This window comes from Oceanisphaera avium (assembly GCF_002157875.1).
Classification (GTDB): Bacteria; Pseudomonadota; Gammaproteobacteria; order Enterobacterales; family Aeromonadaceae; genus Oceanimonas; species Oceanimonas avium.
The window spans coordinates 548,783-562,410 of the sequence record NZ_CP021376.1 but is presented as its reverse complement, the minus strand read 5'-3'; the positions used below and the strand labels follow the sequence as shown (position 1 = coordinate 562,410).

The following is a 13,628-nucleotide window of genomic DNA, read 5'->3' as shown; positions in this document are numbered from 1 at the left end:
CCGATCCAATCTGGCAGGGTGCGGGACACGTCTGTCATGTGTTGCTCTCTTTCTCTTTTAGCGGTGAGCCGGGCACTGTCTTTTTTGCCACTAAATGCAGGTAGCGCCCTAAATGCATAAAAGGCGCTTGCTTGGCATGGGCTAATTCCATGGCTATCACTTCATCGGCTTGTTCTAGGCGAATGTGCTTGGCCACCATATAATCGTGAAATACCCGCACGCCACTGCAGTCAGTTATAACAAGCCCCAGGGCACCTAGCCAGTCATTCACTTGCTGTGGGCGACAGGGCCAGTTAGGAGTGAGTTTTTGGCGTCGCTTTTTGACTAAATCAGCGTAGACGTAATCAAAATGCCCCATAACTAAGCTGTGATACATAAGGCCGTCGCGGTTATAAAACATTAATGATAAATGGCCGTTTTCCACCAGCAAGGCGGCTAAACAGGCGAGTAATTGCGCTTGCTGCTCCACCCACTCCAACACCGCGTGGCATAAAATAATATCAAACTGACCAAGCTCAGCTACTTTTAAATCTTGAATGGGACCATGAATAAAAGAAAACTGCTTAAGTAACCCCTTGTCACTCACCTGCTGGTGCGCTAACTCCAGCATATCTGCGGATAAGTCACACAACACCACCTCATGACCTAATGCGGCCAAGTCTTGCGATAACGGGCCAAAGCCACCGCCGGCGTCTAAAATACGCAACTTTTTATGGGCTGGAAGGCTCGCCAACAGCGCCTTAAGATCGCGCTCTACTACCGCAAGGCGAATGCGCCCTTTAGTGGTGCCATAGATATTGCGGGCAAAGACTGCCGCTCGGCCATCGAAGTTAGTATTAAGTTTGGAAGTGGTGTGCACGGCTATTTCTTAACGACTCAGGGGCCGCTATTCTGTCACACTCTATAAACATAAAAAATGAGTGCAGGCGTAGGAATGGTTTTTTTGGCAAAAAAATGGCTGGGAACGGGCTTATTGCCGCTGCCCTTATTGTTAATAGTAGCGTTATTAGGCGCGGTGTTTTTCTTTTTTAAAGCTAAGCGCACGGGCCTCACACTCATGACCCTCGCTGCGATGAGTGTGTGTTTACTCTCTACCCGCCCGGTGGCCAATGCCTTAATTCGCCCTCTTGAGAGCACTTATCCTCCTTATTTAGTGACGCCAGACTCCCAAGCCATACAAGATATTATTGTACTGGGCGCCGCCCAAGTAGCGAACACTAACTTGCCGCTATTAAGTCAGTTAGGGAATGCGGGATTAGCGCGCATTAGTGAGGGTATTTACTTAGCGCTCGCTTTTCCAGAGGCGCGTTTAATTGTGAGCGGCTATGCCGGTGGCGAGGGGCGCAGCAGTGCCGAGCTTTATAGTGCAGTGGCCCAGCAATTTGGTATAGCGCCTGAGCGCATAATGGCGCTGCCTAAGCCCAAAGATACCGCTGAAGAAGCGGTAGCAATCGCACCATTAATTAATAATCGCCGTGCGTTATTAGTTACTTCCGCTAGCCATATGCCGCGCAGCATGAGCTTATTTAACGCCCAAGGTGCGCATCCCATCGCCGCTCCTGTTGGTCATTTAGCCAAAGAAAGTAACGCCACCTTGCCCCTGTATACCTATTTGCCCAGTAGCCATTATCTAGCCCGAAGTGAAACGGCTTGGCATGAGTATTTAGGACTGTTATGGCAACAACTTAAACCCAGTGCCGAGCGCCCGGTGCCAAGCTCTTAGCAAGCATTAAACAAAACACGAGCAGACGGAGGTAAATATTATCGCTAACGCCAGCTCAAGACTGAGCCTACACCGATGGGGATGGCCTTGCTTGAGGCCAGCCCCTATAATGCCTCCATTTTATGCACAGGGAACAAGACATGACACAGAACACACGCCAAACCTTAGTGATGGGTAATTGGAAGCTAAATGGTAGTAAAACCATGGTAGCTGAGCTGATTAAAGCGTTAAAAGTGCCTGCCACCGAATGCCCCACGGTCGCCGTTGCCATTTGTCCGCCTGTGTTATTTTTAGGCCAAGCACAAACGCTATTAGCTGACAGTGCCATTATTTTGGGCGCACAAGATGCCAGCTTAAATACCGAAGGCGCCTATACCGGCGAAAACTCGGCCCGCATGTACAGCGAGTTTGATGTGCAATATGTGTTAGTGGGCCACAGTGAGCGGCGCACTCTTCATCAAGAAGATGATGCCTTAGTAGCCGAAAAATTTGCCGTTATTCAACAAGCGGGCTTAACGCCAGTATTATGCATTGGCGAAACCAATGAGCAGTTTGAAGCTAAAGAAACCCAAGCCGTGGTTGAGCGCCAGCTTCAGGCGGTCATCGATAAATGTGGCATTACCGCTTTGAATAAAGCGGTGATTGCTTATGAGCCAGTGTGGGCCATTGGCACCGGTAAAACCGCCACCCCCGAGATAGCACAGCAAGTGCATGCCGATATTCGCGCTTTTTTAGCTAACAGTGATGCTGAAATTGCGAACAAGGTGCAAATTCTTTATGGCGGCTCCGTTAAAGGCGCCAGTGCCGCTGGCTTATTTGCTATGCCCGACATCGACGGTGCACTAGTGGGCGGTGCCGCCTTAAATGCAGACGAATTCGCCGCTATTATTCAAGCGGGTGCTTAATTTTTAGCCACTCTCACGCAGGCGCTGAGTGTTAACAGCGCCGTCGTCTAAGCTTGAGTTATAAATTAGTCTTCATTCATTCTTACAATAAGAGAGCAGCCATGATTAAACGCATTGGCGTATTAACCAGTGGTGGCGATGCGCCTGGCATGAACGCGGCGATCCGCGCCGTGGTGCGAGCCGGCTTACACCATAAACTGGAAGTATTTGGTATTCAAAATGGCTATAAAGGCTTATTTAATAACGAAATACGCCCCCTTGATCGCTATTCGGTATCAGATGTCATTACCCGTGGCGGGACTTTTTTAGGCTCGGCGCGCTTTCCTGAGTTTAAAGAAGAAAGTGTGCGCCAAACAGCGGTGGAAAATCTTAAACACCATGGCATTGATGCCCTAGTGGTAATAGGGGGCGATGGCTCTTATATGGGCGCCATGAGCCTCACTGAGCTTGGCTTTCCTTGTATTGGCATTCCTTGCACTATAGATAACGACATTGCCGGCACAGATTTTACCATTGGTTTTGATACGGCACTGAATGTGGCAGTAGAGGCCATTGATCGACTGCGTGATACCTGTAGCTCGCATAATCGTATTTCGGTGGTGGAAATTATGGGCCGCCACTGTGGAGATCTGACTTCGTCAGCCGCCGTGGCAGGGGGTGCCGAATACGTGATAGTGCCGGAGGTCCCCTACGATCAAGGCGAGCTTATTGGGCAAATTTTTGAAGGGGTGGCTAAGGGTAAAAAACATGCCATCGTCGCCATTTGTGAAAATATGTGCGATGCCAATCGTCTGGCCTATGATATTCAAGCCGCGACTGGGCGTGACACTCGCGCCACTATTTTAGGGCATATTCAACGTGGCGGTACCCCTACGGCCGTGGATCGAATTATAGCCAGTCGCATGGGTGCTCGCGCAGTAGAGTTATTATTAGAAGGCTATGGTGGGCGCTGTGTGGGCTTACAAAGTAATGCCATTGTGCATCACGATATCATTGACTGTATTAAGCACTTAAAGCGCCCCTTTAATGAAGAGCTGTATCAGCTTTCGAATGTCTTGTTCTAGAAAAAATTTGTAAAAAAGCGCGGCTTTTTAATCGGTAAACCGTAATATGCATTTTAAATACCACTTACTTGCGCTAGATCACATTTTTTATTTAATGGCTTCACTATACTGGCTTCAGTTCAAGACCAAGCGTTAAGTCAGTCATAGGAGATAAAGATGAGCGGATGTTGTGGTGGTTGCGGCGGCGAACATACTCGCCAAGAAGAAGAACGTGCAGCAGCTGAAGCTGAAGCACAAGCTGAACAACAAACGCAGGCCCAATAATCATTAAGCCTAGCGTCTGTCACTTAGTTGGCCGTTATTAATTAGTCTGTCAGTTAAATTAAAACAGTGAACAATTACAAAACGTGAGGCTCATCCCTCGCGTTTTGTCGTTTTTGGCAAAGCCAATGGCTTAAGTCCTAAGGGTGACTACTGCTCGCTGCCCTGCTGTTGTTAACACTGTGAACATTATGTTAATCAATAGCTTAACTTACGTCATTGCTGGCTTTTTTAATCCCTACAGCCGGTTATCAAGACGGATGTGCCATTGTGAAATGCGCCATAAAGTCCGATAATGACCGCTGTCATTTTAAATCGCCGAGTGATCATGTCTGAATACTTGTTGCTATTTGTCGGCACCGTGCTGGTCAACAACTTCGTATTAGTGAAGTTTTTAGGCTTATGCCCCTTTATGGGCGTGTCCGGCAAGTTAGAAACCGCCATCGGAATGGGGATGGCCACTACCTTCGTGCTTACGCTCGCAGCCGCCTGCTCTTATCTGGTAAACCAATATATTTTATTGCCCCTTGAGCTCACTTATCTGCGCACTTTATCTTTTATTTTAGTGATTGCGGTGGTGGTGCAGTTCACTGAAATGGTGGTGCATAAAACCAGCCCCACGCTTTATCGCCTGCTCGGTATTTTCTTACCACTGATCACCACCAACTGTGCGGTGCTTGGTGTGGCCCTGCTCAATATCAATGAGCAGCATAACTTTATGCAAAGCTTGATTTATGGCTTTGGCGCCGCCTTAGGCTTTTCCTTAGTGCTGGTGTTATTTGCCGCTATGCGTGAGCGACTTGCCGGCGCCGATGTGCCCGCGCCCTTTAAAGGTGCGGCGCTGGCCATGATCACCGCCGGCCTAATGTCTCTGGCCTTTATGGGCTTTACCGGCTTGGTGAAGTTGTAATGAGTAATATCTTAATCGCCATTGCCGTATTGGCGCTATTGGCGCTCATTTTTGGCTTAATTTTAGGCTTTGCCGCTATTAAATTTAAGGTGGAGTCAGATCCTATCGTTGAACAGCTTGATGAGCTGTTACCACAAACTCAATGTGGGCAATGCGGATATCCAGGCTGTCGGCCCTATGCCCAAGCGGTCGCGGATGGCGATGACATTAATAAATGCGTGCCGGGTGGCGATGCCACTATGCGAAAAATTGCCGACTTAATGGGCGTTGAGCCGCAGGCCATGGGCGCCGAAGCCGCAGCTCCGGAAAAGCGGGTGGCCTTTATCCATGAAGACATGTGCATTGGCTGCACAAAATGCATTGCCGCCTGTCCGGTCGATGCCATAGTGGGGGCCACTAAAGCGCTGCACACTGTGATTGTCGATGAATGCACAGGCTGCGATTTATGTGTGGATCCCTGCCCTACCGATTGTATCGAAATGGTGCCCATTAGTGTGACCACAGATAACTGGAAATGGCAGCTCCAACCCATTGATATCAAGCAGGTAGATTAACATGGCGTGGTTAGAAAATTTAAAAGCGGGCCAGTTGCACACCTTTCATGGCGGTATCCATCCGCCACAGCGCAAGGCGCCTGCTAATCTCACGCCCATTAGTGACGCTGGCCTACCTGAGGAATTAGTACTACAAGTACGTCAACACATAGGCCAAGCCGCGCAAATACAAGTCACTGTTGGCGAACAGGTACTTAAAGGTCAAACCTTAAGTGAGTCGCTTAATCCGATGATGGTAGCCGTTCACGCACCGACTTCGGGCACGATTGTAGCGATTGAAGACCGCCCCTTATGCCATCCCTCTGGTTTAAGTGGTTTATGCATAGTGCTAAAACCTGATGGCCAAGATACCTGGCGCGAGCGTTTTCCTGTTAGCGACTATAGCTTGCTTGAACCTCAAGCTTTGCTAGCACGCATTCATCAAGCGGGCATCACAGGTTTAGGCGGCGCCGGCTTTCCTACCCATGTGAAACTTGCAGCCAGCCAAGTGGCAAGCCACGCTAAAGATAAACCGACGCGCCAGCAGCCCATAGAAACTTTAATTATTAACGGCGTAGAGTGTGAGCCCTATATCAGTGCCGATGATCGCCTCATGCGCGAGCACTCGCCAGAAATTTTGCAGGGCGTGGATATCTTGCGCCATATTGTAAAACCAACGCTCACCATCATCGCCGTTGAAGATAATAAGCCTGAAGCCATTGCCGCCCTAAAAGCCGCTAACAGCGATGACAACTTGCTTATTGTGGCCGTACCCACCAAGTACCCCTCTGGCGGACAAAAACAATTAATTGAAATACTGACCGGCTTACAAGTCCCCCATAAAGGTTTGTCGTCAGACTTAGGCATCGTGATGCTAAACGTCGGCACCGTGTTTGCCGTACAACAAGCCATTATTGAAGATGAGCCCTTGATCCGCCGTGTGGTCACTATGGCGGGTAATACCTTTGAACATCCAGGTAATGCCTGGGTGTATATAGGTACGCCTATTCGTTATTTGCTAACACGTTATGGCCTTAAGCCCGAGCCTGAGCAGCGCATTATTATTGGCGGACCCATGATGGGCTTTACTCTACACACCGCCCAAGCGCCCATTATTAAAGGCTGTAACTGCATTTTAGCGCCGTCAATGGTGGAGCTATCACCGCCTGTGGATGAAATGGCCTGCATTCGCTGTAGTAAATGTGCCGATGCTTGCCCGGTGAGTTTATTACCCCAGCAGCTCTACTGGTATGCGCGCAGCGAAGAGCATGAAAAGCTGGAAAGCCATAATTTATTTGACTGTATTGAGTGCGGCGCCTGTGCTTATGTCTGCCCCAGTAATATTCCACTGGTGCAATATTATCGGGTCGCAAAAGCCGATATTCGCCAAGCTCACCAAGAAGCTGAGCAAGCGGAGCGCGCTAAGGAGCGCTTTGAAGCTCGCCAAGCCCGTTTAAACTTAGAAAAAGAAGAGCGCCAAGCGCGCCAAGCTAAAGCTGCCGCCGAGCGCAAGGCGCGCATGGCAGAACAAACCGCTAAAACCGGTGAAGATCCGGTGGCCGCCGCCCTCGCCCGAGTCAAAGCTCGCCAAGCCGCCGAGACGCCACCAGAAGATATGGCCGCCGCGCGCGCCGCGCGTAAAGAAGAAGCCAGGCGCAATCGCGCGCTAAAAGCGGCACAAGGCTCAGCTATGACTGGCGATGAAGCCGCCGCTAGCGATGCGCCCCAAGCTGCGGGGAAAAATCCGGCCGTCGCCGCCGCCATTGCCCGCGCCAAGGCGCGTAAAGCAGCCCAAACCGAGCCCGACACTCAGCAGGCTGAGTTAGAAAACCCAGGCTCTGAGTCAAGCACTCGCCATAATTCAGACAGTAAAAAAGCCGCCATTCAAGCCGCCGTTGCACGCGCTAAAGCGCGCAAGGCAGCGCAAGCTGAGCCCTTAGACGCCGCTCACCTTAAGCAAAGCAGTGGCGAACAAGACGCAGCGCAGCCCGCGCTAGATCAAGCGCCAGCGCGCAAAAAACAAGTGGATCATAAAAAAGCGGCCATTAAAGCGGCCGTGGCTCGGGCTAAAGCAAAACAAGAAGCCGAATTAAAAGCCGCCATGGCCGCGCTTAACTCGCCGGCGCAAACTAAGCCTGAAAAAGAGGTCACCGCCACGCTCACCCCAACAGACAGTGGGCAGCCAAGTACCGATAAACAAGCCGCCATTAAAGCGGCCGTTGCTCGTGCTAAAGCGAAAAAACTAGCCCAAGCATCCGCAGCCGAGCACGTTGAACCCACGCCAGCCGATAAGCCTACACAAAACAGTGAGTCCACAGATGCCGCGGCTAACAAACAAGCCGCCATTAAAGCTGCCGTTGCTCGTGCTAAAGCGAAAAAACTAGCCCAAGCCCCCGCAGCCGAGCACGTTGAACCCCCGCCAGCCGATGAGCCTACACAAACCAGTGAGTCCACAGATGCCGCGGCTAACAAACAAGCCGCCATTAAGGCGGCAGTGGCACGCGCTAAAGCCCGTAAGGCAGCCCAGCAGTCTAGCCCCACCTCAGATAAAGAAGAGCAGTCATAATGGCGTTTACAGTTAGCAGCTCCCCACACGATCGTATTCCTTTAGATACGCCCACGCTGATGCGCCGCGTGTGTTATTGCTTATTGCCAGGTATCGCTGCGCAGTGGTGGTTTTTTGGCTCAGGCAGCTTAGTGCAAATCTTATTAGCTGTGCTCACCGCCTATGGCGCAGAAGCCTTAGTGTTAAAACTGCGCGCGCGAAGCTTGCATCCGCTTACCGATAATTCAGCGCTGTTAAGTGCTTTATTAATTGGCATTGCAGTACCGCCACTAGCTCCTTGGTGGTTGGTGGTGATTGGTACCGGCTTTGCCATTATTGTGGCAAAACAGCTTTATGGCGGCATAGGTCAAAATTTATTTAACCCTGCTATGGTCGCTTATGTCTTACTGTTAGTGTCTTTCCCAGTACAAATGACGAGCTGGTTACCGCCGCTGGAGTTACAACCTTACCCGGTAAGTATGGCCGATAGTGTATCCGCTATTTTCACCGGTTTTACGCTCGATGGCTTTAGTCCTCATCAGTTACGAGAGCTGGCCGATGGCACTACCTTAGCCACTCCGCTCGACACCCTAAAAACTGGCTTTACCCAAGGTAATACCGCCAATGAAATCTTAGCCAATCCGATTTTTGCCGGCCTGGCGGGCATGGGTTGGCAGTGGGTTAACTTGGCTTACTTAGCCGGTGGCTTGCTTATGCTAAGACTGCGCCTGATCAGCTGGACAATTCCGCTAGCTATCTTATTAAGCCTATTTGTAGCCAGTTTAGTGGGCTTTTTAATGGCCCCCGATGGGACTGCTGGCCCTACGCTGCACTTGTTATCGGGAGCCACTATGTTGGGGGCATTTTTTATTGCCACCGACCCAGTCTCTGCCGCCACTACATTTAAAGGCCGCTTAGTGTATGGCGCTTTAATTGGCTTATTAATTTATCTTATTCGCACTTTTGGTGGTTATCCCGATGCCATCGCTTTTGCCGTGCTGTTAGCCAACCTTTGTGTGCCCATGATTGATGCGCTGACTAAACCCACTACCTATGGAGCCGCGCGCTAATGCTAGAGATGATGCGTAAAAATGCCCTCACGCTCGCCATCTTTGCGCTGGTGTGCACGGCGGTGGTCGCTCTCACGCACCGCTTAACGCAAGGCACCATTATAGAGCAAGAGCAGGCGCAATTACTGCGGGTGTTGGATGAGCTCTTGCCAGAAAGCAACCATGATGAGCCCTTATTCGCCCACTGTGTGATGGTCACTAACCCACAGTTTTTGGGCAGCAAACAAGCACTGCCGGTTTTTACCGCAGTTAAGGGCGGCGAAGCTCAAGGCTATGCAATTGAAGCCATAGCGCCTGATGGCTATAGCGGCGATATTAAGTTAATTGTGGGTGTCAAAACCGATGGCACTCTTAATGGCGTACGCGTACTCACGCATAATGAAACGCCAGGGCTTGGTGATAAAATTGAGCTTAAACGCTCACCGTGGATTTTAAGCTTTAATGGTAAGTCCATGACCGATGAAAAAGATACCCGCTGGGCGGTGCGTAACGACGGCGGTCAGTTTGATGCTTTTACCGGCGCGACTATTACTCCCAGAGCGGTAGTAAAAGCGGTGCGTAAAGTGTTGTTATTAGTGCAACAACATCCCGAACTCTTAACCCAAGCGCCAGCTTGTGGAGACAGTTTATGAACGAACAATATAAAGACCTCATGCGCCAAGGGCTGTGGAGCAATAACCCAGCGCTAGTACAAATTTTAGGCTTGTGCCCAGTGTTGGCCGTTACCAGTACCGTGACCAACGCCATGGGGTTAGGATTGGCGACGCTATTAGTATTAGTGTGCTCTAATACCAGCGTATCGTTGGTGCGAAAATGGGTGCCGAATGAAATACGTATTCCCATTTATGTCATGATTATTGCCAGCCTCGTTACCTGCGTACAGTTACTTATGAACGCTTATACTTACGGCGTATATCAATCACTGGGGATTTTTATTCCGCTTATTGTGACCAATTGCGTCATTATTGGCCGAGCCGAGGCTTTTGCCTCTAAAAATAGCGCCCCCTTAGCGGCACTGGATGGCTTAATGATGGGCCTAGGTTTTACCTGTGTATTATTAGTATTAGGTGGCCTTCGCGAGCTTTTAGGCCAAGGTACCCTATTTGATGGTGCCGAATTATTACTAGGCGAGTGGGCCACTGTGCTACGTATGGATATTTTGCATTTAGATAATGGCTTTTTACTGGCCATTTTGCCACCCGGCGCCTTTATTGGCCTAGGGTTATTAGTGGCCAGCAAAAACTGGCTAGACACTAAATTAGCTGCTAAAGTAGCGCCCCCAGCTAAAACTGAAGTCACCCGAGCACGCGTTACCTCTTTATAAAGTAGAAGCTACATTATGAATAAAGATAAGCGGCGCCAAATTTTAGAGCGGCTGCGAGAAAATAATCCTAACCCCACTACTGAGCTTAATTTTGCTAATCCGTTTGAGTTATTGATTGCGGTTTTGCTCTCGGCACAAGCGACCGATGTTAGTGTAAATAAAGCCACCATAGGTTTATTTGCCGCCGGCCCTACACCCGCAGCCATGCTAGCTTTGGGTGTGGATGGTGTAAAAGAGCACATTAAAACCATTGGCTTATTTAATACTAAAGCGGTTAATGTCATTAAAACCTGCGCCATGTTAGTTGAGCTACATAACAGTGTGGTACCAGAAAGCCGTGAAGCATTAGAAGCATTGCCCGGTGTTGGCAGAAAAACAGCAAACGTGGTGCTTAATACCGCCTTTGGCTGGCCTACCATTGCCGTAGATACTCATATATTTAGAGTGGCTAATCGCACCGGCTTTGCTAAAGGTAAAACCGTCGATCAGGTTGAACAAGGCTTATTAAAGTGGGTACCGGCTGAGTTTAAGCTCGATGTCCATCATTGGTTTATTTTACATGGCCGCTACACCTGCATTGCCCGCAAACCTCGTTGTGGCTCTTGTATTATCGAAGACTTATGCGAATTTAAAGAAAAAACAGAAATTTAATAACAGACGGTAAAAACCACTCTTACCGTCAGGACGACGGCCCCAACAAAAAACACCACTTTTGTCGTCGTACCGAGCTGGCCTCGGTAGCTTGCTATTAGCAATAATCCTTAAAAGCAGATCCTGACGTTCGTCAGGATGACGGCAGCAACAAAAAACACCGCTCTTGTCGTCATACCGAGCTTGCCTTGGTAGCTTGCTATTAGCAATAATCCTTAAAAGCAGATCCTGACGTTCGCCATGATGACGGACTCAACAAAAAACACCGCTCTTGTCGTCATACCGAGCTTGCCTTGGTATCTCGCTGTTAGCACTAAAGCCTAAAAGCAGATCCTGACGTGCGCCATGATGACGGACTCAACAAAAAACACCGCTCTTGTCGTCATACCGAGCTTGCCTCGGTATCTCGCATTAATACTTAAGCCCTAAAAGCAGATCCTGACGTTCGTCAGGATGACGGCAGCAACAAAAAACACCGCTCTTGTCGTCATACCGAGCTTGCCTCGGTATCTCGCTGTTAGCACTAAGCCCTAACACAAGAGCCTGATGTAAGCTAGGATGGCGGCATAAATAAAAACACCCCAGTACTTTGCAGCACTGGGGTGTTTATTCGCTCGTATTTAAAAGAATATCACGCGCGGTATCGCTTAATTACAAATCGCGATTACGGTCTTCAAACTCTTTAATTTGTTTTTCAGCTTCGTCTTTACTTACGCCGTAGGCTTCTTGAATACGCCCTGATAATTCTTGGCGCTTGCCTGAAATTTGATCCAGCTGGTCGTCAGTTAATTTGCCCCACTGTGTTTTTACCTTACCTTTAAATTGTTTCCAATTACCTTCTGCAATATCCCAATTCATAATAAGATCCTCAGGTTAGGTTACACATAGTTTCAGATGAAAAGTGTTTATAATAAATGCCAACAAGAATAATTAATTATTTAATGCTTCTTGTTACTGACGGCATGAATAAGACTACCCTAGCTAAAAACATATTGCCAACATCTGTATAACAACTCGGACTTATTCTGTCGCAGCTCAAAATGCTATACTGGCGATGCCATGCTCAATGCTTAAGAAAATAAGCCTTGTTATCCGAATTTAGTTGTTCATTTTAAAAGGAAGATTAAGTATGCGAATTTTGCACACTATGTTGCGCGTAGGTCACCTTGATAAATCGATTGCTTTTTATACCGACGTTATGGGTATGAAATTATTACGCACCAGCGAAAATGCGGAGTACCAATATACGCTCGCCTTTGTTGGCTATGGCAAAGAAGAAGATGAAGCGGTATTAGAGCTCACCTATAACTGGGATACCGACAGCTACGATCAAGGCACCGCTTATGGCCATATCGCTATTGAAGCCGACGATATTTACGCCATGTGTGAACAAATCCGCGCCGCCGGCGGCAAAGTCGTGCGTGAGCCAGGCCCAGTGAAGGGCGGCAGTACTGTGATTGCCTTTGTAGAAGATCCAGACGGCTATAAAATTGAGCTGATCGCTAAAGCCGATGCCGGTAAAGGCTTAGGAGAATAAAAAAAGCCGTACGTTTTATGCCACACGCTGTAGGCAAAAAGAGGGCTGTTCTTCTCTTTAACTTACGGCGTACCAGGTTAAACGTACGGCTGCGCTCTGTTAGCGCGAGGGCAAGATCACATCTTCAAATAAGGCATCACGCTCTTCTGCGGTTTTAAGCGCAATGGCGTTATCTACCCGCTCCCGAGTCAAGTGCGGAGCAAAGCGCTCCATAAAATCATACATGTAGCTGCGTAAAAAAGTGCCTTTGCGAAAGCCTATCTTAGTGGTGCTAGAAGAAAACAAATGGCTAGCATCAATCGCGACTAAGTCTGAGTCTTGAATAGGATCTATAGCCATGCTGGCCAGCACGCCAATGCCGGTCCCTAAACGAACATAAGTTTTAATAACATCGGCATCGGTGGCAGTAAACACCACTTTTGGCTCAAAACCGGCTTTATTAAAGGCAATATCTAGCTCAGAGCGCCCAGTAAAACCAAATACATAAGTCACGAGCGAATAATGGGCGATATCGGCAATCCCGGGTTTTTCAATTTCCGCCAGCGGGTGCCCTTTAGGCACTAAGATACAGCGATTCCAGTGATAACAAGGCAGCATGATTAAGTCTTGATATAAGTGCATCGCTTCAGTGGCAATCGCAAAATCTGAGGCCCCTTTTGCTACTGACTCACTAATTTGCGTCGGTGTGCCTTGGTGCATATGTAAAGAAACTTTGGGATAGCGCTTAATAAAACCCTGTATCACTTGCGGCAATGCATAGCGAGCTTGAGTGTGCGTGGTAGAGATATTAAGAGAGCCTTGGTCGGGATGAGTATGCTGGCTGGCTACGGCTTTAATACTTTCCACTTTGCCCAAAATCTCATTAGAGATGCGAATAATATCTACACCCGCTGGAGTAACGCGCGTTAAGTGTTTGCCGCTACGCTCAAACACCTGTATACCCAGCTCATCTTCTAGCATACGCACCTGCTTACTAATACCGGGTTGTGAGGTATATAAGCTTTCGGCGGTGGCTGACACATTTAGATTATGATTGGCAACTTCAACAATATAGCGCAACTGCTGCAATTTCATTCGGCATCTCACTTTAGGGTGGCATCTTCTC

Annotated in this window: 14 protein-coding genes; 11 read left to right on the top strand and 3 right to left on the bottom strand. The window is 48.8% G+C overall.

Annotated features, from left to right (window positions below; translation table 11 throughout):
• Positions 1-34 precede the first annotated feature (34 nt).
• A complete protein-coding gene (locus tag CBP12_RS02580) occupies positions 35-859 on the bottom strand; it encodes a methyltransferase domain-containing protein (RefSeq protein WP_086962670.1) in 825 nt (274 codons plus the stop codon).
• Positions 860-934: 75 nt separating this feature from the next.
• On the opposite strand from CBP12_RS02580, the gene elyC reads away from it, so the two are divergent.
• From elyC to nth, 10 genes are all read left to right on the top strand, one after another.
• The gene (gene elyC, locus CBP12_RS02575) at positions 935-1,723 is read left to right on the top strand and encodes an envelope biogenesis factor ElyC (RefSeq protein ID WP_232455126.1); all 789 of its coding nucleotides are present in this window, start codon (positions 935-937) and stop codon (positions 1,721-1,723) included.
• 140 nt (positions 1,724-1,863) lie between these two features.
• The gene (tpiA, locus tag CBP12_RS02570; protein ID WP_232455125.1) at positions 1,864-2,628 is read left to right on the top strand and encodes a triose-phosphate isomerase; all 765 of its coding nucleotides are present in this window, start codon (positions 1,864-1,866) and stop codon (positions 2,626-2,628) included.
• Positions 2,629-2,729: 101 nt separating this feature from the next.
• Positions 2,730-3,692, top strand: a complete 963-nt coding sequence (gene pfkA, locus CBP12_RS02565; protein WP_086962666.1) for a 6-phosphofructokinase — start codon at positions 2,730-2,732, stop codon at positions 3,690-3,692.
• Between the two features lie 589 nt (positions 3,693-4,281).
• A complete protein-coding gene (gene rsxA, locus CBP12_RS02560) occupies positions 4,282-4,863 on the top strand; it encodes an electron transport complex subunit RsxA (RefSeq protein WP_086965308.1) in 582 nt (193 codons plus the stop codon).
• Positions 4,863-5,417, top strand: a complete 555-nt coding sequence (rsxB, locus tag CBP12_RS02555) for an electron transport complex subunit RsxB (RefSeq protein WP_086962664.1) — start codon at positions 4,863-4,865, stop codon at positions 5,415-5,417. Before rsxA ends, rsxB begins: the two co-directional genes overlap by 1 nt.
• Before the next feature lies 1 nt (position 5,418).
• Positions 5,419-7,962: an electron transport complex subunit RsxC gene (gene rsxC, locus CBP12_RS02550; protein WP_086962662.1), complete on the top strand. Its 2,544-nt coding sequence runs from the start codon at positions 5,419-5,421 to the stop codon at positions 7,960-7,962.
• The gene (gene rsxD, locus CBP12_RS02545) at positions 7,962-9,011 is read left to right on the top strand and encodes an electron transport complex subunit RsxD (protein ID WP_086962660.1); all 1,050 of its coding nucleotides are present in this window, start codon (positions 7,962-7,964) and stop codon (positions 9,009-9,011) included. Before rsxC ends, rsxD begins: the two co-directional genes overlap by 1 nt.
• Positions 9,011-9,643 carry an electron transport complex subunit RsxG gene (gene rsxG / locus CBP12_RS02540; protein ID WP_086962658.1) on the top strand — a complete coding sequence of 211 codons (633 nt, stop codon included), beginning with the start codon at positions 9,011-9,013 and terminating at the stop codon, positions 9,641-9,643. The genes rsxD and rsxG overlap by 1 nt, the downstream gene beginning before the upstream one ends.
• A complete protein-coding gene (locus CBP12_RS02535; RefSeq protein ID WP_086962655.1) occupies positions 9,640-10,335 on the top strand; it encodes an electron transport complex subunit E in 696 nt (231 codons plus the stop codon). Before rsxG ends, CBP12_RS02535 begins: the two co-directional genes overlap by 4 nt.
• A gap of 15 nt (positions 10,336-10,350) precedes the next feature.
• Complete coding sequence (gene nth / locus CBP12_RS02530) at positions 10,351-10,986, top strand: endonuclease III (protein WP_086962653.1); 636 nt, start codon at positions 10,351-10,353, stop codon at positions 10,984-10,986.
• A gap of 651 nt (positions 10,987-11,637) precedes the next feature.
• Here nth and CBP12_RS02525 read toward each other — a convergent pair.
• Positions 11,638-11,844: a CsbD family protein gene (locus CBP12_RS02525; RefSeq protein WP_086962651.1), complete on the bottom strand. Its 207-nt coding sequence runs from the start codon at positions 11,842-11,844 to the stop codon at positions 11,638-11,640.
• 271 nt (positions 11,845-12,115) lie between these two features.
• Between CBP12_RS02525 and gloA the strand changes: the two genes are divergently transcribed.
• A complete protein-coding gene (gene gloA, locus CBP12_RS02520) occupies positions 12,116-12,523 on the top strand; it encodes a lactoylglutathione lyase (RefSeq protein ID WP_086962649.1) in 408 nt (135 codons plus the stop codon).
• Positions 12,524-12,622: 99 nt separating this feature from the next.
• On the opposite strand, the gene cysB is transcribed toward gloA, so the two are convergent.
• Positions 12,623-13,597, bottom strand: a complete 975-nt coding sequence (gene cysB, locus CBP12_RS02515) for an HTH-type transcriptional regulator CysB (protein WP_086962647.1) — start codon at positions 13,595-13,597, stop codon at positions 12,623-12,625.
• Between the last annotated feature and the right edge of the window lie 31 nt (positions 13,598-13,628).